The sequence below is a fragment of the Streptomyces sp. AM6-12 genome (assembly GCF_044327085.1).
Lineage (GTDB): Bacteria > Actinomycetota > Actinomycetes > Streptomycetales > Streptomycetaceae > Streptomyces.
The window spans coordinates 1,315,776-1,333,769 of sequence record NZ_JBIQWN010000001.1 but is presented as its reverse complement, the minus strand read 5'-3'; the positions used below and the strand labels follow the sequence as shown (position 1 = coordinate 1,333,769).

The 17,994-nt window shown below is 71.9% G+C and carries 15 protein-coding genes; 14 read left to right on the top strand and 1 reads right to left on the bottom strand.

Translation table 11 applies throughout. The features are described 5' to 3' along the window. Nucleotides 1–18: 18 nt before the first annotated feature. Entirely contained in the window at nt 19–501 is a 483-nt protein-coding gene (locus ACE4Q9_RS06030) for an NUDIX domain-containing protein (protein WP_397983182.1), read from the bottom strand. Between the two features lie 152 nt (nt 502–653). Between ACE4Q9_RS06030 and ACE4Q9_RS06025 the strand changes: the two genes are divergently transcribed. Genes ACE4Q9_RS06025 through ACE4Q9_RS05960 form a run of 14 tightly spaced genes read left to right on the top strand, consistent with a single transcriptional unit; the run spans nt 654 to nt 17,704 of the window. Continuing rightward, nucleotides 654–1,484 (top strand): amidohydrolase family protein, encoded by an 831-nt coding sequence (locus tag ACE4Q9_RS06025; RefSeq protein ID WP_397983181.1) that lies wholly within the window; start codon nt 654–656, stop codon nt 1,482–1,484. Nucleotides 1,485–1,533: 49 nt separating this feature from the next. Further along, nucleotides 1,534–2,505: a Gfo/Idh/MocA family protein gene (locus ACE4Q9_RS06020; RefSeq protein ID WP_397983180.1), complete on the top strand. Its 972-nt coding sequence runs from the start codon at nt 1,534–1,536 to the stop codon at nt 2,503–2,505. Beyond that, nucleotides 2,505–3,386, top strand: a complete 882-nt coding sequence (locus ACE4Q9_RS06015; protein ID WP_397983179.1) for a hypothetical protein — start codon at nt 2,505–2,507, stop codon at nt 3,384–3,386. Before ACE4Q9_RS06020 ends, ACE4Q9_RS06015 begins: the two co-directional genes overlap by 1 nt. After that, on the top strand, nt 3,383–4,252 hold the full coding sequence (locus ACE4Q9_RS06010) for a sugar phosphate isomerase/epimerase family protein (protein ID WP_397983178.1): 870 nt from the start codon (nt 3,383–3,385) through the stop codon (nt 4,250–4,252). The genes ACE4Q9_RS06015 and ACE4Q9_RS06010 overlap by 4 nt, the downstream gene beginning before the upstream one ends. After that, nucleotides 4,249–5,034 carry a sulfotransferase gene (locus tag ACE4Q9_RS06005; protein WP_397983177.1) on the top strand — a complete coding sequence of 262 codons (786 nt, stop codon included), beginning with the start codon at nt 4,249–4,251 and terminating at the stop codon, nt 5,032–5,034. Before ACE4Q9_RS06010 ends, ACE4Q9_RS06005 begins: the two co-directional genes overlap by 4 nt. Nucleotides 5,035–5,075: 41 nt before the next feature. Further along, nucleotides 5,076–6,392 carry an MFS transporter gene (locus ACE4Q9_RS06000; protein ID WP_397983176.1) on the top strand — a complete coding sequence of 439 codons (1,317 nt, stop codon included), beginning with the start codon at nt 5,076–5,078 and terminating at the stop codon, nt 6,390–6,392. 58 nt (nt 6,393–6,450) lie between these two features. After that, nucleotides 6,451–8,040 carry a condensation domain-containing protein gene (locus ACE4Q9_RS05995; protein ID WP_397983175.1) on the top strand — a complete coding sequence of 530 codons (1,590 nt, stop codon included), beginning with the start codon at nt 6,451–6,453 and terminating at the stop codon, nt 8,038–8,040. Next, the gene (locus ACE4Q9_RS05990) at nt 8,037–11,636 is read left to right on the top strand and encodes an amino acid adenylation domain-containing protein (RefSeq protein WP_397983174.1); all 3,600 of its coding nucleotides are present in this window, start codon (nt 8,037–8,039) and stop codon (nt 11,634–11,636) included. The genes ACE4Q9_RS05995 and ACE4Q9_RS05990 overlap by 4 nt, the downstream gene beginning before the upstream one ends. After that, nucleotides 11,633–12,412 carry a thioesterase II family protein gene (locus tag ACE4Q9_RS05985; protein ID WP_397983173.1) on the top strand — a complete coding sequence of 260 codons (780 nt, stop codon included), beginning with the start codon at nt 11,633–11,635 and terminating at the stop codon, nt 12,410–12,412. Before ACE4Q9_RS05990 ends, ACE4Q9_RS05985 begins: the two co-directional genes overlap by 4 nt. Further along, nucleotides 12,396–13,880, top strand: coding sequence for an Ldh family oxidoreductase (locus ACE4Q9_RS05980; protein ID WP_397983172.1), 1,485 nt, complete (start codon nt 12,396–12,398; stop codon nt 13,878–13,880). Before ACE4Q9_RS05985 ends, ACE4Q9_RS05980 begins: the two co-directional genes overlap by 17 nt. Then, on the top strand, nt 13,877–14,707 hold the full coding sequence (locus ACE4Q9_RS05975) for a polysaccharide deacetylase family protein (protein ID WP_397983171.1): 831 nt from the start codon (nt 13,877–13,879) through the stop codon (nt 14,705–14,707). Before ACE4Q9_RS05980 ends, ACE4Q9_RS05975 begins: the two co-directional genes overlap by 4 nt. Continuing rightward, entirely contained in the window at nt 14,602–15,501 is a 900-nt protein-coding gene (locus tag ACE4Q9_RS05970; RefSeq protein WP_397983170.1) for a glycosyltransferase family 2 protein, read from the top strand. The genes ACE4Q9_RS05975 and ACE4Q9_RS05970 overlap by 106 nt, the downstream gene beginning before the upstream one ends. Next, a complete protein-coding gene (locus tag ACE4Q9_RS05965) occupies nt 15,498–16,769 on the top strand; it encodes a nucleotide sugar dehydrogenase (RefSeq protein WP_397983169.1) in 1,272 nt (423 codons plus the stop codon). Before ACE4Q9_RS05970 ends, ACE4Q9_RS05965 begins: the two co-directional genes overlap by 4 nt. Continuing rightward, the gene (locus tag ACE4Q9_RS05960) at nt 16,766–17,704 is read left to right on the top strand and encodes an LLM class F420-dependent oxidoreductase (protein WP_397983168.1); all 939 of its coding nucleotides are present in this window, start codon (nt 16,766–16,768) and stop codon (nt 17,702–17,704) included. Before ACE4Q9_RS05965 ends, ACE4Q9_RS05960 begins: the two co-directional genes overlap by 4 nt. Nucleotides 17,705–17,994: the final 290 nt, after the last annotated feature.

Here is a 17,994-nt window from a genome sequence, read left to right as displayed (position 1 = left end):
CCGAACGGTCCCCCGGCCCTAGGCGAGCGGTTCGCCGTGCTCCAGGTACACCGTCGTCCGGGCTGCGCGGGCGGGCACCGCCGCCTCGATCCGCTTGATCAGTCGGGTCATGAGCATCTCGGGATCCGACGTACGCTCCGGCTCGTAGAATTCGAAACCAGTCGTCGATTCCGGATTCAGCCGGATCTGCCGCTGCGCCTCGGCGTCGAGGACTGCTCCCTCGAAAACGAAGACGATCTTCTCGTCGTCACCGGAGGGAGCCCAGTCGACCACGAGGAGGTGACCCACCGGCGCATCGATTCCGAGTTCTTCTTTCACCTTGCGTACGGCGGTTTCGTGAGGGGATTCACCAGGTGGCACATAACCACCTGGGATGCCAAGGAATTTATCGTCGCGATGGGTTGGCTGGACGAGCATGATGCGGCCCTGCTCATCGAAGAAAAGGACGCCTGCGGCGGCGCGGGCACGAGCTGTCGATGAATTGCTCTGTGAATCAGCCACGCCGGAATCGTCCGACCCTCCATGTGTCCGTGTCAAGTGGGTGATCAGCTCCGAGAATTGTAACGTTGACGTCACAAAAATGTTGTGATAGCAACTGATCGCAGCAGCGCCACGATCCGACGGGGGTGGTAGCAGTGATTGTGGATTCGCATGTGCACGTCGTCGCGCGGGATGGTTCTCGCTACCCATCGGTTCGCCGTACGGAAGACGAGGACGCCTGGTACCGCACTCATCCCGTCACCGCGGCGGAATTATCGGCACTCATGGAAGAAGCGGGCGTCACCTGGACGATTCTGGTTCAGCCGATCCAGGTCTACGGCAGTGACAACAGCTACCTTGCCGACAGCTGCGCGGCACACCCGGATCGCCTGCGCGGCGTGGCCGTCGTCGACATCGGAGAACCGGACGCGTCGCGCGCCGCCCTCCACCGGGCAGTCCGTGAACAGGGCCTGGCCGGCGTACGGTTGAACCTGGCGACCGGTTCCGAGTCCATCGACCCCCGCTGTCACCCCCTGCTGGAACACGCGGACGAACTCGGCGTGCCGGTCCTGGTGCGCGTCACCCCCGAGCAGTTGCCGCAACTGCCGGCCCTCATCAAGCGGTTCCCGGGGGTCGCGCTGGTCCTCGACCACTGCGGATTCGTCGACTTCCGCGACGGCCCCGACGGCAGCGGCGCGGCGCCACTGTTCGAGGTCGGAGCCCACGACAACCTCTATGTGAAGGTGTCGACCCTGAACCTGCACAGCGTCGGCGCCGATGTCGACCCCGCGCCTCTCCTGAAGGAGCTGGCCCGGTGCTTCGGGAGGGACCGCCTGGTCTGGGGATCCGACTATCCGCACACCCACGACCGTGGTTACGCCGAACTGGTCGACTACGCCCGGGAAGTGGCCCGCGCACTGCCCGGCGACGGCGCGGCGGACTATCTCGGACGGACCGCCGCGAAGCTGTGGTGTCCGCCCCACGAGTCGCCGGCCGGTCGCTGACATGGCAACCGAAGCCGAGGAACGGGATGCGACAGGGAAGGGTTGGGCAGTGACAGCGGACACGCACGGTGTCGGGATCGCCGTCATAGGCTTCGGCAACGCGGGCAGACAGCACGTCGCCGCTGTCCAGGCCCTGCCGGGCGTACGGCTCGCAGCCGTCGTCGAGACGGATCCGGCGGTCGCACGACGGGCTCGCGACGAGGGCCTGCCTGTGCGTCCGCTGCCGGAGGTACTGGCCGACCCGGCGGTGGACGCGGTGGCCGTCTGCCTTCCGCCCGGACACCGGCCCCCCGTCCTTGCGGACGCCGTCGCCGCAGGCCGGCACCTGGTCGTCGAGAAGCTACCGGCCCGATCGACCGGGGAACTGGCGGAGATCCTCGCCGCCTCGGCCCGCGCGGAACTGTTCAGCACGGTGATGTTCCAGCACCGTTTCGCCCTCCCGGAGGCACTGCGGACGAAGGCGCCGGAGCGGTTCGCGGAAGCGGTGGGCAACTTACTGATCTCCCGCCCGCGCTCCGCCGCCCACTACCGTGAGGGCTGGCGCGCCGAGCCTGAGGCGGCCGTGGGCGGGGTGAGCGTCCACCTGGGGGCCCACTACCTCGATCTGGCCTGCCAACTGCTCGGCGAACCCGTCGCGGTCACCTGCCTGTCCCGGACGGATGTTGCTGCGGGCATCGACACGGAACTGTGCGGACACGTCGCCTTCCGCACGGGCGCGCGGCTCACCGTCACCGTGACCTGCCGGGCAGCCGCCCGCTTCGAACAGCTCACCGTGCTGGGACGCCAGGACTGGGTCGAGGTGCGAACCGGCACCACGACGGGTGAGGTCGACGGCCGACCGCTCGCCGTACCCGCCCGCCCGGCGGCCGAGCTGCGCCAGGACGTCTACCGGGAGCTCGCCGACGCGCTGCGTGGTGGGCAGGCACCGGACCTCTCCCGACTCGACCGAAGCGCCGGTGTGGTGGCCGTCCTCGACGGCCTGCTCCACGCGTCGGTCGGCGCGACCCGCCGGGTGGCCTGATGACGGCCACCCACGCCACGTCCTCAGCCGAACTGCCCCATACGCCCCTCGGATACTCCTCCGGAACCCTGCCCGGGGCCAGCCCCGAGGAACTGGCCCGGGCTGTGCGGCTCGCCGGCGGAACCGGCGTGGACCTGCGCATCGGCAAGGGCCACTGCTGGGAACGGGACGGCATACGGTCGGGCATCGAGCGGATCCAACGAGCCGGTGCCGACGTCTTCTTCGTCGGTGTCGGCTGGCGTCTGGGTGACCCCGCGCACTGGCCGGTCGGCGAGGAAGCCGTGCCGGCGGAGCACCCGGTCAAGGTCTTCTGCGCAGAACGCCCCGACCCGGCCCTGGTGGCCGATCAGCTCGCGCTCGCCGCCGAGGCCGGGCTCGAACCGTGGGTGGAGACTCACGCCGGCGGCCCCGACGTCACCGGCCTGATCGATCTCGCCGACCGCACCGGTGTGGGCGTGCTGTTCGATCTTCTCGGGCTGGCCGAGATCGGCGGCGCCGACCATGCTCAACTGCGCGCCTTGGCCCCGTTCGTGCGCGCGGCACAGGTCAAGGGCTTCCGGCGCACCCCGCAGGGCACCCGGCACCGCCCGCTGGACCCGAACGACCTGTCCGGCCTGACTTACCTGCTGAGCCTCGGCCCGCTGCACGCCGTGACCGTCGAGTCGCGCGCCGGTGCTCCCGACGCCGATCTCGCCGTGCTCGCCGCCGAGCTGGCCCTGCCCGCCGCCGGAGCGGACGCCCGACGCCGGGGGGATCGTCAGGACCCGGGCATTGGCCCGGCGCCATCAGCCCTCACGAACGCCATCCGGCCCACGACAGCACCCGGCCGACCCCCAGCTGCCCCGACGTATCCGTCCGAGCCAGGAGCCGCTCACTCATGAAACTCGCCGTCATAGGTGATGAGTTGTCCCAGGATCCCCTCCTCGTGGCCGACACCGCCGTCCAGCTCGGCTTTGCCGGCGTCGAGGTGCGTTCGTACGACGAAACACCTCCCCATGAGCTGACCGATGGCCAGATCGACCACCATCGTCGGCTCCTCGACGAGCGCGGACTGGCCGTCGCCGGCTTCGCACCCCCGATATTCAAGGGCCCGCTGCCCACCACGGACGCACAACTCACCGAGGCACGGCAGGTGCTGGTGGACTCCTGCCGGCGTGCGGTGCGCCTCGGGGCGCCGCACGCGCGCATCTTCAGCTTCTTCACGCACACCGAGCACGCCCCCGAGCCGCGGCGGGCGGCCGAGGTCGTCGCCGGACTCCTGCAGGGCGTGGACCCGGGCCTCCCGCTGGTCCTGGAGACCGAGTCACGCAGCAACACCCCGCACATGCGGGACGTCCTCGACTTCCTGGACACACTGGGCCGGGACGACGTCGGCGTGCTCTGGGACCCTGCCAACGCCGTACGTGGCGGCTGGGGGCCCGTGCGCTATCCCTCGGACTACCTGATGGGCCGCCATCTCATCCGGCACGTGCACGTGAAGGACCCGGACGGCACCCACGGCTATGTCCGGCTGGGTGACGGGGACCTGGACTGGCCGGCCATGCTCGCCCGCCTGGCCGAGGACGGCTACACAGGCTTCCTCAGCCTGGAAACCCACTGGCGGCACGGCCGTGTCCTGTCGCCCGTCAACCGTGACCGCCCCTGGGGCGAGGACTTCTCCCGGGACGGCTTCGCGGCCAGCATCGAGTGCATGCAGCGGCTGCGCGCCTGGTGCGACCGGCTGCCCCGAGGGCTGGAGACCTCATGAGCCCGGCGACAGCCCCGGTATTGTTGCTCGGCGCGCAGCGCTCGGGGACCACCGCCCTCGCCGACGTCCTCGACCATGCCTTCGCCGACACCGGAGGCATGTTCACCATCAACGGCAAACTGCCCTACCTGCTCCACCGCTGGTGCACCCAGGCGGACGTGACGGGCCGCCATCTTCGCGTGGACGAGATCCTGCACGCCCTGCACCGTAAACCGCCGTACGGCCGCAACAGCGAGCGGTGGCTGGAGAACGTGGACAAGGTGCTCCGCACGGCTGCCGCCGGCGTGGCCGACGGCCATGTCACCGACGCCACTGAGCTGCGCAGACAACTCGTACGGGAGGCGTACGCGGGTGCCACCCGCTACGGCGACAAGTACAACGAGTACCTGCTGGAACTCGACCAGCTCGCCGACACCCTGCCCGACGCCCACTGGGTCCTCCTTGTGCGCCACCCGGCCGCGGCCGCACGCTCCATGCTCAGGTGGACCGGCGACCGGCCGTGGCGGCCGGGCACCTGGCAGGACGCGCTGGAGAAGTGGGCCGCCTGGCACCGGCCGTGGCTGGCACACCCTGCCACGCGCGACCCCTCCCGCACCACCGTCGTGGAGTACGCCCGCGTATGTGCGGGCGAGGACCTAGGTCGTCTTTCCCGGGCGATCGGCCTCGACCTGCTTCCGTACGCGCAGAGGCTGGCCGAACGGACCGGCGAGGCGGAGCGGGAGCGTCTGCCCGAGCACATCACCCGTCTCTGGCAGACGTTGCTGGACCTGCGCACCCTGTGACCAGCCGGGCCGGCGCCACCGACCACGCAAGGGAGAAGTCCGTGAGCAGATGGGGAGCGTTGGGCCGCGCCGTCCTGGACCGCGCGGGTGTGCCGGACGCGCCCGCGGCGAAACGCTGGGCCCTGGTCGCGATCGTGGACGCCGTCGGCACGGGCATGTTCCTGCCGATATCCGTTCTCTACTTCACGGTCGTGGTCGGCCTGAGCGTCGGCTCCGTCGGAGCGGGTCTCGGTATCGCCGGACTCGTGGGCAGCCTCGCCACCCCGCTGTCCGGCACGCTGATCGACCGGTTCGGCGCGGGCAAGGTGGTGGTCTGCTGCTGGGCGGCGGGTGCTGCGGCGTACGTCGGCTATCTGGGAGTCCGTGACTGGACGGGTCTCGTCGTCGTGGCGAGCGTCGCCCATGTCGCGGACCGCATGGTCAACCCGGCCCGGAAAGTCTTCCTCACCACCATCGCGGACGCCGAGAACCAGGTTCCCCTCATGGCGTTCCAACGAGCCGTCCTCAACGTCGGCTTCGGGCTCGGCGGTCTGGCCACCGCGGCTGTCCTCGCCCTCGGCTCGCACACCGGATATCACGCGGTGCTGCTGGTCAACGCCGTCTCCTACGCCGGGGCCATCGCCCTGGTGCTCACCATCCCCGTCATCCGTCCCACGCGGCCCGCGCAGGCCCGCGAACCGGGCAGGCCACGCGCCGGCTACCGACAGGTGTTCGCCGACCGGCGGTATGTGAGCCTCGCGGTGCTCAACATTCTCGTCCTGATGTATTCGACCGCGTTCACCATCGGCATGCCGCTGTGGGTCTACGAGTACACCAGCGCCCCCGCCGGACTCGTCGGCCTGCTGTTCACCTTCAACACCGTGCTGGTCGTGCTCCTCCAGATGCGTACCGCTAAGACCTGCACCTCTCCCGCCCAGGCACCGCGCGTCTACCGGGCGGCTGCGGTCCTGTTCGTCCTCGCGGCGATCGGCTACTGGGCGGCCCACCGCTCCGGCGATGCCACAGCCGTGGTGATCGGCCTGCTGGCGCTGGCGGTCCTCGCCCACACCCTGACTGAGCTCTTCGGCGCGGTCGGTGAGTGGACGGTGTCCATGAACCTGGCGCCGGAGCGACTGCGCGGCCGGTACCTGTCGCTGTTCGGCCTGAGCCTGGCCGCCCAGGAGGCAGTTGGTCCTGTTCTGGTCACGGCCCTGATCGCCGCCGACGCGGACCTGGCCTGGTTCGCCCTGGCCGCCCTGCTCGCCGTCGGCTGTCTGGCGTCCGCGTGGCTGGTGCGCGCGGCGGCCGGACCGGACACCGCACAGGCCCCCGCCACCGCCCACCCCGAACCCAAGAGCGTCGCGCCTCCTACGAGTTGAGCACCAGCGCCAGCCCCGCACCGGTGCGGGAGACCGTACGGAAAGGACCCAGTTCACCATGACGGAATCCATCGACTCCGGGCCGCGCACCCCCGCCGGGCTTCTCTCCGGCGTCTGGGAAGCCGCGCTGGGCAAGCCCCCTTCCGGCCCGGACGCCGACTTCTTCGCCGCAGGCGGGGACTCGATGCTGATGGTGCGCAGCGTCACCCAGCTGCGCCGGGCGGGCCTCGCCGTCGGTCCCGCCGACTTCCTGCACGGCCGCACCTTCGCGGGCATCCTCGCCCGCCTGCGCGCGGACAACACGACGCCGGACCGGCCGCAGGTCCGGCCGGCCGCCGGACCCATGCCCCTGTTGCCCTGTCAGTCGCGCTGGATCTCCCAGACGTTCACGGACCCCGACCACTTCGGCTTCGTCTGGGTCTTCGACGTGCCGGAGACCACACCGGACGGTGACAAGGTCGACGCAGACCGGATCGAGGCCGCCGTGCGCCGGCTCAGCGACCGGCACGAGGCGCTTCGGACCCGTTACCTGCTGGACGGCCCTGACGGCCCCGTCGCCGAGGTCCTTCCCCGGGCGCCAGAGGGACTGTTCGCCACCGTGGACACCGACGACAGCCGACTCGCCGAGGCGTTCGAGGAGGCGGTACGCGGTCATCGACTCGCCGAGGGCCGCGTGTTCAACGCCTTGTGGCTGCCCCGGCAGCGCTACCTCCAGATCGCCGTGCACCACCTCACCCTCGACGGCTACGCCCTGACGATGCTGGCGGACGAACTGGAGGACGCGCTGACCGGACACGATCCCGGCCGGCCCGCCGCCCAGCCCCGCGACCTCGCCGCCGACCTGGCCGCCTGGCTCGCCTCCGCGCGGGCCGACGAGGACGTGGCGCGATGGGCCGCGCTCGGCCTGCCGGACGTGCCCCCGGTGCCCACCGACTCCGATGGGCCGGGAACGCTGTCGACCTCCACCGCCGTCACGGCCGGCCTGGACGAGCAGCGCACCGCCGCGCTCCAGACCACGGCCGGGCGGCTCGGGCACCCCGTCGGCCTTCTCGTCCTGGCCGCCGTCGCCCGGTCCGTGGCAGAGCGGTTCGACCTGCCCGCCGTCAGCGTGGACACCTACCACCACGGACGCGACGGAGTCCCCGGCGGTCACGACATCACCAGCGCGCTCGGCTACCTGCAGTCGACCTATCCCGTGGTGATCCGCTCGGGGCCCCGCACGTCCTGGCAGACCGACGCCCTGGCCGACCTCACCGCGGTGCCATCGGACACCTTCGGCTTCGACGCGCTGCGCCACGCGGGGCACCGACTTACGGCCGACGGTGCGGACGGGCCCGGCACCCTGCGCGGCAGCGGCATCAGGCTGAACTTCCGCAGCCGTATGAACCAGGTCAACGACCGGTTCGGCCGCTGGCTGCGCCCGGCCGACGCGGCGGGCGGCAGCCGCAGGTCGGCGCGGCAGCGGGAACCATGGGTACTGAACGTGGAAGGCGACGTCGTCGCCGACCGGCTTGTGCTGACCATCCGGTACAGCACCGACCACTACACCGAGGGAACGGTACGACACCTGCTGGACGGGGCGACGGCGCTGCTGAGCGAACTCGCCGCCGGCCGCCGGGCGCCGGCCGGCGAAGGCACGCCCCGATGACCAAACCCCCCGCCACACCCAGGTTGGACACGCTGCTGTCGCTGGCCGCCGACGCGCTGGAATTACCGCCCGCCGAGTTGCGGGAGCGGTGCGAGCGCCTGTCCTTCGCGGCCCTGGGCGGCTCCTCCCTCCAAGCCCTGCGCCTCGTCGGCGAGGCCGCCCGGGCCGGCGCCGACCTGCCCCTGCACCGGGTACTCGGCCGCGAACCGGTGGGAGTGGTGCTGCGCGGCGCCGGTCCCACGCCCCCGGCCGCTCTCTCGCCCGAGGGCACCGAGCCGGCCGTGCATCAACCAGCGCTGCCCGGGCAGACCGGCATGCTCGGCGTCGAGGACGTCGTCCACGGCACCCCCTACCACCTGCTGTTCACCGCCGAGGTCGACGGTGCCCCCGCGACCGCGGTGGCTCCTGCGCTCACCGCGCTGGTCGAGCGACACGAGGGCCTGCGCACGGTGTTCCTGCCGGCCGACCCCGACACCGGCAGGGCGGGGCGCCGGCTCGTCCCGCACGCCAGGCCCGTCATCCGGCACCACATCCTGCGGATACCGGACGGCACGGACCCCGTCACCGTGGTGCACACACAACTGGCGGGAGCCAGTGCGGCTCTGCTGCGCCCCTATGAACGACCCCCGGTCCACTTCGCGGTCACCACCGTGACCCGGCCCGGTGCCGCCGACCGCCTGCTGGTGTCCGTCCTGGCCCACCACGCACTTCTGGACGCCTGGTCGTTCGGCGTCCTCTTCGATGAACTGGCAGCCCTGCTCGCCGGGCAGACCTTGCCCACCCCCGCGCCCAGCCCGGAGAGCATGCTCGCCGCCCACCGGGCCCGCACCGCCACGCCCGCCTGGCGGGAAACGCTGCACGGCCGGGCCGACCGGCTGCGCCCGGTGCCCCACGTGTTCGAACTGCCCGGTGACGCGCGGCGTCCCGCCCGCTGGGAGGCGATCGGCACACGGCTGCCCGCCGCCTTCGGACCGGCCTCGGCCCGGGCCTGGCGCGACCTGGCCCGGGCCACCGGGACCACCGGGACCGCCGTACTGCTGGCCGCCTACGCCCTGGTCCTCGGGCGACGCGGCGGCGCGCGCGAACTCCTCGTCGGCGTGCCCGTCGCCGGACGCCGGGACCCCGCCCTGCACGGCTTGCTCGCGCCCTGCTCCGGGCTCGTCCCCGTGCACTGCGTCCTGGACGACGCCGCGAGCGTCACCGAGTACGTCGTCGCCGTCGCCGGTGCTCTGGCGGATGCCGTCGCCGCGTCCGACATCCCCGTCGAGGACCTCGTTCCGGCCCTCGGCGTGCCGCACGACCGCCGGCGCAACCCGCTGGTGCAATTCGTCCTCGGCGCGCACGACGACCTGATACCGGAAAGGATACGGCGGGGCGAGGTCACCCTCCGCCCGCACGAGGGGCACTGTCACGGCGCGCCGTTCGACGCCACGTTGTATGTGCAGCGCACGGGCGACGAGCCCCGCCTGGTTCTCGAATACGCGCACGGAGCCCTCCTGCCCGACGAAGCCCACGACCTGCTGGAGGCCGTCGAGTGGGCCGTGACGGAACTGGCCGGGCATCCCGCCGCGGCGCTGGCCGAGATCCGCACCGTCCCTCCTGCCCAGCAGGCCCGCCTCGACGCGCTGCGCACCGGGCCTCTCCTACCGCCGGAGGTCGGACACAGCGACCTGTGGTCCCTGGTGCTGGCCACCGCCCGCGCGCATCCCGAGGCGTCCGCCGTCCGGGACGGGGACATCACGGTGACCTACGCCGATCTGGTCCGGTCCGTGACCGCCCAGGCCGGCGCGCTCACCGATGCCGGGGTCAGCGACGGCGACCCGGTGCTGCTGGCCATCGAGCGCGGTGTGTCGGAGATCGTCGCCGTGCTGGCCGTCCTCGCCGTCGGCGCACACTACGTCGCCATCGACCCGAGCACACCCGACGAACGGTTGCGCACACTCCTGCGGGTCCTGCCGCCCGCGGCCGTCCTCGCCGGAACCGGGCCGGGGGGCGCCACGTTCGCCCAGCGCATCGAGTGCGTGTGCCCGGTCCCGATGCGCCGCATCGCGGCCGTCGACATCCACGCCGCGGCCCGGGAACGGCAGCCTGAGATACGGCCGCCCGCCCCACGCGGCGACCGGGTGGCGTACGTCGCCTTCACCTCGGGCTCGACCGGTGCGCCCAAGGCGGTGCGGGTGCCGCACCGCGCCGTGGCGCGGCTGGTGTGGCCGGCCCCCGGACAGGTCGTCTCCTGCGGCCCCGGACAGCGGATGTTGCGACTGGCCCCACTCGCCTTCGACGCCTCCACCCTCGAGGTCTTCGCCCCCTTGGCCGGCGGAGGTTGCGTCGAGGTCCACCCGCCCGGTCTGGTCGCCCCCGCCGAACTGGCCCGGTTCCTGCTGGAGCGCGAGGTCGACGTGCTGTGGCTGACGGCGGGGCTCTTCCGGCTCATGGCCGACTTCGCGCCGCACGGCTTCGCCCGCGCCTCGCACGTCCTCGCCGGTGGTGACGTGGTGCCGCCCGAGCAGGTGCGCGAGCTGCTCACCCGCTACCCGGGCCTGCGTGTGACCAACGGCTACGGCCCCACGGAGAACACCACGTTCAGTACAGTAGCCCACTTCGACGATCCGTCCGAGGTGACCGGCCCCCTGCCGATCGGCACGCCCGTGCCCGGCAGCGGCGCGCTCGTGCTCGACACGGCGGGACGGACCGTGCCGCCCGGGGGCATCGGTGAGTTGTACGTCACCGGGCTGGGCCTGGCACGTGACTACGCGGGCGACGCCGAACGCACGGCGGACTCGTTCCACGTGGTCGAGGCTGCAGGGGAGCGGACGTACCGCACCGGTGACCTCGTCCGGTTGACCGGTGCGGGACAGCTGCGCTTCCTCGGCCGCGTGGACCGGCAGGTGAAGATCCGGGGCTACCGTGTGGAACTTGACGAAGTACGCCTCGCACTGGCCGGACAGCCCGGGGTGAAGGACGCGGCGGTCGTCGCCGTCGGCCCGGACGCGGCACAGCGCCGCCTGGTGGCGGGCGTCGTACCCGACAGCCCGGCCGGCCCGTCCGCGTCGGAGCTGGCCGCCCGCCTCTCCCGCAGTCTGCCGGGTTACAGCGTCCCCACGCTGTGGTCGGTGCTCGACAGGATTCCGCTGACCACCAATGGAAAGGTGGACGCGGCAGCCGTCGCCGCCGGGGCACGGCCGCTGGACGAGGAGCAGGGGCGCGAGGAGCCGGACACAGGGCTCGATGCCTTGCCGGAGGCGTCCGCCGTGCCGGAGGCGTCCTCCGGGTCCGACACCGCTGCTGTTCCCGAGCCGTCCCCCGGGTCCGAGGCGTCCCCTGCGGTGGGGCCGACACCCCTCGCCGACCCGGATCCCGCCGCCCTCGCGCGGCTCGCCTGGACGCAGGCCCTCGGGCGTCCGCCCTCCGGCCCGGACACGGACTTCTTCCGCGCCGGCGGCGACTCCCTGGCCTTCGCCCGCCTGGTGGCCTGGCTCACCAAGGAGCACGGGGTGCGGGTCGCCCCCCGGGACCTGTACGCCACGCCCACGTTCCGGATGTTGTCCGAACTCATCCGTTCCGAGCTGACCACGGTGGGAGGCCGCCCGGCATGACCTCATTCGCCCTCCCGGAAGAACACCCTGAACGTCCGGCGCGCACCGTGCTCGTCGTCCCGCACGCAGGCGGCGGTTCCGCGACGGCCAATCCGCTCCGGGCCGCTCTCCCGGAGAACTGGCTGGTGGTGGGGGTGGCGTTCGGCGGTCGGGAGTCCCGCTTCCTGGACGAGCCGCCCACTCGGCTGGCCGACCTGGTCGGGGACACCGTCGCCGCCCTGACCGAGGCCGAGGACCTCACCGGCGCCGCCCCGGTGCTGCTGGGCCAGTGCTCGGGTGCCCTGGTCGCCTGGCTGGCCACGATGGAGCTGTCCCGGCGGGGCAGGGCCGTTCCCGGGCTCGTCCTCGTGTCCCGGTCGGCTCCGTCCTGGCCCGGAGATCTACCCGACGCGACCGCCGCCGACACCGACTTCCTGCGTCAGGTGATCGGCATGGGAACCGTCCCGGAGGAGATCGCCGCCATGCCCGAACTGCTCGAGCTGCTGCTGCCCTCCCTGAGAGCCGACTTCACTGCCCTCGCCGAGTGGCTGCCCGAGCGGACCGACCCGGCGATGACTTCTCCCGCCCCGGCCCTGGCGTTGTACGCCCCCGACGACCCGGGGTGCCCGGTCGAATCCGTCGAGGCATGGCGCGACAACGTCTCCGCGCTGGCCCTCACTCCCGTGAAGGGCGGTCACCTGCTGCTGGCCACAAACCCGGTTGACGTCGCCGCCGCGCTCACAGCCTGGCTGCCACCGATCGCTCCGGAAGGGGACCACCGTGCTGGAACTGTCTGACGTCGTACTGGCCCTGGGGCCGGACGGAGCCGAACGCGTCCTGCTGCGCGGCGCCGACCTGCGCGTCGCCGAGGGCGAGACCGTGCTGGTCACCGGTCTCGACGCCATGGCCCGCCACAGCCTCACCGGTCTGCTCACCGGCCGCCTGCGCCCGCGGTATGGCACGGTCCGCGCCGCCCGGGCCCGCGCCGGTGCCCTCGGCGACCAGCCCCTGGCGGGGGAGACGCTCGTCCTGGACGGCGGTGACCGTCCGCCCGCGAATCCGGCGGTCACCCCGCTGCCGAACGGGCCGCTCGGCACGGTGGTGGTGCTCGGCGGCCCCGGCTGGACATCCGCGCAGGTCCCGGGCGGGCACCGCACAGTGACTCTCCAGGGCGGCTGCTTCCTGGCCGAGCCGTCGCGGCCCGCGCCGCTGCGGGCCGTTCACATGACGCTGGACGAGGTACGGCGGCGCACCCACCGTTCCCTCACCGAGGCCGGCGCCGACGCCGCTAGCGCCGCCCTCGTCGCCGACGTCCTCGTCGACGCCGACCGGCGCGGCCACGCCTCGCACGGTGTCGCGCTGCTGCCGACGTATCTGCGGCGCATCACGGACGGGGGCATCGTCGTCGGCGCCGAACCCCGCCTCACCCCCGTCGCGCCCACGCTGGCCTCGGTCGACGCGGGCGGCGGGTTCGGCCAGCCGGCCGCCGACCTGGCCGCCCGCTGGTGCGCGGCCACCGCCGCGGAGCACGGTCTGGCCGCGGTCGCGGTGCACACCAACAACCATGTCGGCATGCTCGCCGCCTATCGCCGCCCCTTCCAGGAGCACGGAGTGGTCGGCCTGCTGCTCAACATCTCGGCGCCCTCGGTGGCAGCCCCGGGCGCTCGCCGCCCCACGCTCGGCAGCAACGCGGTCTGCCTGGTCACCCCGACTGCGGCCGAGGAGCCCTTCTGTATCGACCTCGCCACCGGCATCGTCGCCGCGGGCAAGATCAGGGACGCCCGGCACCGCGGCGAACCCGTCCCCCAGGGCTGGCTCCTGGACCGGACCGGCACCCCCACCACCGATCCTGCCGAACTCGACCAGGGCGGCTCCATCCCCCTGTTCGGCGACTACAAGGGACTGTGCGTCACCTTGATCGCCGAGATCCTGGCAGGTGGTCTGGCCGGGCGCCTGGTCAGCCCGGACGTCGCCCGGCAGGTCACCCACACGGGCGAGGTCATGCGCTGTGCGCAGCTGTTCGTCGGGTTCTCCGTGCGGCATTTCACCGATCCCGCGGTGCGTGCCGACGTGCCGGCTTCCCCGGCAGATCTCGGGGATCTGGTCGCCCAGTTGCGTGGCGCCGTGGAGGCGGGCCATGACACCGAGCCCCAACAGCCCTATTTTCCGGATCAGTTGGAGGAGACAAAGACCGAACGGGCTCAGAAGCAGGGCCTGGAGCTGCCCGCGTCGGTGGTCACGGCCCTGGGCTGGGACGCCTCATGAGGCCGCTTTCCGATCCCGCTCTCGGCAGCGCTCCGGGCTGGCCGCTCGTGCTCTACTTCCACCACGTCAACCCGCTCGTCCGGCACTACACCTCGCTGGACCCGGACGACTTCCGCCGCGGTCTGGAAACGGTCCTGCAGCGGGTGGGACCGGCGCTGGAGCCCGCCGATGTCGTGCCGGGCTTTCGCCCCCCGGACGAACCGAGCGTGCTGTTCACGTTCGACGACGGCTACCGCGACACGCTCACCCTGGCCGCGCCCGTGCTGGCCGAGTTCGACGTCCGCGTCCTGCTGTTCTGCAGCACGGAACGACTTGACCGCGCGACCGCGACGCCAGCGCACGAGCGCGCCGCGCTGCGGCCGAGGGAGTCCTACCTGGACTGGACGGAGGCCCGTCGCCTGACCGCCGAAGGACACGTCCTGTCCGCGCACACCCGCACGCACCCCAAACTCACCGAGCTGGACCCGGCGAGCGCCGAACACGAGGTGCGCGCCGCGTTGCGGGACGTGGCCGAGCAGACCGGACGCCCGGTGCACACCTTCGCCTACCCCTACGGACTCATCCCCGAGGTGAACCCGGTCCCGTCCACCGTGCTCGGATTCGGAACGGTGAAGTCCGCCCCCGCGCCCTGGACGGCTCGCCCGCTCCGGATCAGGCGCACTTACCTGCCGGTCGACAAGGTCGACCGCTGGCCCACCATGGCCGCAGATTGGAGAGAACAGTGGTACGGATCTCGGTGGTCATACCCACCCGGAACAGGGCAGCGGACCTGCGCCGATGTCTCGACGGCCTCGCCGAGTGCGCCCAACGGCTACCGGTCGGCCTGACGTTGCACCAAGTCGTCGTGGTGGACGACGCCTCCACCACCCCCGACGCAACGGCACCGGCCCGCGACAGCGACCTTCCCGTGGTCCTGCTGCGCAACCCCGACCGGCTCGGCGCGGGAGCCAGCCGGCGCCGGGCGGTGGATGTCGCGGACGGCGACGTGCTGGCCTTCCTGGACGACGACGCCGTACCGCGGGGCGACTGGCTAACGGTGGCCGCCGAGGTGGACGCCGACCGGCCGGCCGTCACCGGCCGGGTCCTGGGCTTCGACGCCGGTCTCGTCCCACGCGCCCGGCAGGCGCGTTACGACGCCCGCTACCAGGGACTGCGCGAGGGCACCCCGGTCGACTTCTTCGCCTGCGGCAACGGCGCCGTGCTCACCTCGGCCTTCCACGGGGTGCACGGATTCAGCAACGAAGGCGTGGGAGGCGACAACAGCCTGGCCCGCTCACTCGGTCGGGCCGGGACCCCTGTCCGTTTCCACCCCCATCTCGTCATCGCCCACCGCAATGGCAAGGGCTGGTCCGCCGCCCTGCGCAACGCATGGTCCGCGGGCACCGACCACCCCCAGCGCATGACCGCCTCCGACCTGCTCGCCGTCGCCCGGAACAGCGCCGTCGGCGACGATCCCGCGGTGCGCGAGCTGAACCGGGCCCTCGGCGTTCTGCACGCCCTGGGCCGCCTGATGCCTCGCAGTCGCGAGGAGGCCGACGCCCCCGAGGCCGTACGGCACGATCCCGGGGACCGCCCGGCGGGGACACCGGCCGCCACGACGGTCCGGGGCGGTACTCGATGACCGAACTCACCCTGCCGGTCGACAGGCGCACACCCGTAGGAGCACGCTGCCGCGTCGGTGTCATCGGCCTCGGCTACGCCGGGCTGCCGCAGGCGGTCGCCTTCGCAGAAGCCGGGCACCGGGTGATCGGCGTCGACAGCAGCCCCCGGGTGACGGCGGCCCTCCGCGACGGCCACAGCCCTGTCGACACCGTTCCCGACGACCGGGTCTGTCGGCTCGGCGAGACGCTGTCCGTTGTGGACGACACCGAGGCGCTGGCCGACTGCTCCGCGGTGGTGGTGTGCGTGCCCACTCCCGTCGACGCAGCCGGGGAACCCGATCTGACCGCTCTGCGCGCCGCCTGCGGCACGGTCGCGGCCCACCTGCGTCCCGGCCAGCTGGTGGTGATCGAGTCCACCGTGTACCCGGGAGTGACGGACACTGTGGTCCGGCCGGTCCTGGAACGCTCCGGCCTCGTCGCCGGTGTGCACTTCGGCCTGGCGCACGTCCCGGAACGCGTCGATCCGGGCAATCCCGTCTTCGACTCGGCGGACACGTCGCGCGTGGTCGGCGGTCTCACCGCGGTCTGCGCCCTGCGTGCCGCAGAGCTCTACGGAGGCGTCGTGTCCTCGGTACACATCACAGGGGGGCTGCGCGAGGCCGAGGCCACCAAGGTCCTGGAGAACACCTACCGCCAGGTCAACCTCGGGCTGGTCCATGAATTCGCCGCCTACTGCGACGCCCTGGGCATCGACGCGGCGGCGGTGATCGACGCTGCCTCGACCAAACCGTTCGGATTCGAGCCCTTCTATCCCGGCGTCGGCGTTGGCGGCCACTGCATCCCCGTGGACCCCCTCTACCTGGCGCACTCGGCGCGCGCGGCCGGTACGCCCTTGCACCTGGTGGAACTGGCCCAGCGCATCAACGACGAGCGCCCGGTCCGAGTGGCGGACCTCTGCGACGCACTGCTGGGCACGGCAGGGACCCCGCTGGACGGAGCCGAAGTCCTGATCCTCGGTGTCAGCTACAAGCCCAACGTGTCGGACATCCGCAACACACCCGTGGTGCCCCTCATCCGCGAGCTGACTGCCCGCGGCGTCCAGGTCCGCATACATGACCCCTACGTCCCCGAACTTGTCGTGGACGGCCACTACCACAAGTCCGTCTCCCCTCTCGGTGCGGCGATCGCCGAGGCCGACCTCGTGCTGGTCGCCCAGCATCACTCCGCCTACGACACCGCACTCCTGCATCGCGCACGTCTTCTGTACGACCCCCGGAGGCACACATGAATCCCAGGCTGAGCATCTACACGGCATCACAACAGGGCACCGACTACGATCTCCTGCTCAGCGTGGCAAATGCCGCCGAGGACTGTGGTTACGACGGGTTCTTCACCTCCGACCACTACATGAAGCTGGGCGACGTTGCGGGCCTGCCTGGCCCCGTCGATGCCTGGACCACCCTGGCGGGACTGGCCAGGGAGACGACCAGGATCAGGCTGGGCACACTAATGAGTTCGGCGACCTTCCGCCTGCCGGGACCCCTGGCGCTGGCGGTGGCTCAGATAGACCGGATGAGCGGCGGCAGGGTCGAACTCGGCCTGGGCACGGGCTGGTACGAGGAGGAGCACACGGCGTACGGCATCCCGTTCCCCTCGCTGCGCGAGCGCTTCGACCGCTTCGAGGAGCAACTCGCCGTGATCACGGGCCTGTGGCAGACCCCACCGGGAGAGACGTTCACCTACGAGGGCACGCACTACCGGCTCACGGACGCGCCGGCGCTCCCCAAGCCGGTCCAGCAGCCCCGGCCGACCATCCTGATCGGCGGCGACGGCCCGTCCCGCACCCCCCGGCTGGTCGCCCGCTACGCCGACGAGTTCAACGTCCCCTTCCTCTCCCTGGACGCGACCGTTCCCCTTTTCGACCGCGTCCGCCAGGCATGCCACAGGGCAGGCCGAGCCCCGGACACCCTCCGTCTCTCCGTGGCCCGGGTCCTGTGCTGCGGCCGCACCCAGGCGGAATTTCGTCGCCGCGTCGCCGCCCTCGGGCCCGAGGGCGGCGCGTTCTCCAAGAGCCGCATCTCCGGCACGCCGTCCGAAGTCGTGGACAAGATCGGGAGTTTCATCGAGGCGGGCGTTGACCACATCTACCTGCAGCCGTTCGACCTGCAGGACCGTGACCATCTGGAACTGGTCGCCGCGGAGGTCATGCCTCAACTCTCCTGACGGGTGATGACCGTCGCCGGCCCGCGAGGGTGGCACATCGACCTGGTCAAGGCATGGTGGCCCGCGACCGCCGTATTGCTCAACTCGGCCCCGCATGCGAGCACGAACCGTGCCCGCCTGGCCCTGCACGGCGGTCCGGCGTTTGACCTCAGACGCTGTTGTCTTTCCGATCTTGAGGGGTGCGCGTCGAACGGGAGTCTCGATCGGGTGATCGCCGCTGGCTGCGGGCATGAAGGCAGGGCCTCTTGGTAGCTCGGGGTTGCGAAGCCGACCGAGATCCAGGAGACCCT

Bases quoted from the DNA above. Each gene is read 5' to 3' on its own strand.
- ACE4Q9_RS05990 (WP_397983174.1), top strand. From the start codon at position 8,037: ATGACCAAACCCCCCGCCACACCCAGGTTGGACACGCTGCTGTCGCTG.
- ACE4Q9_RS06010 (WP_397983178.1), top strand. From the start codon at position 3,383: ATGAAACTCGCCGTCATAGGTGATGAGTTGTCCCAGGATCCCCTCCTC.
- ACE4Q9_RS05975 (WP_397983171.1), top strand. From the start codon at position 13,877: ATGAGGCCGCTTTCCGATCCCGCTCTCGGCAGCGCTCCGGGCTGGCCG.
- ACE4Q9_RS06015 (WP_397983179.1), top strand. From the start codon at position 2,505: ATGACGGCCACCCACGCCACGTCCTCAGCCGAACTGCCCCATACGCCC.
- ACE4Q9_RS06005 (WP_397983177.1), top strand. From the start codon at position 4,249: ATGAGCCCGGCGACAGCCCCGGTATTGTTGCTCGGCGCGCAGCGCTCG.
- ACE4Q9_RS05985 (WP_397983173.1), top strand. From the start codon at position 11,633: ATGACCTCATTCGCCCTCCCGGAAGAACACCCTGAACGTCCGGCGCGC.
- ACE4Q9_RS05965 (WP_397983169.1), top strand. From the start codon at position 15,498: ATGACCGAACTCACCCTGCCGGTCGACAGGCGCACACCCGTAGGAGCA.
- ACE4Q9_RS05995 (WP_397983175.1), top strand. From the start codon at position 6,451: ATGACGGAATCCATCGACTCCGGGCCGCGCACCCCCGCCGGGCTTCTC.
- ACE4Q9_RS05960 (WP_397983168.1), top strand. From the start codon at position 16,766: ATGAATCCCAGGCTGAGCATCTACACGGCATCACAACAGGGCACCGAC.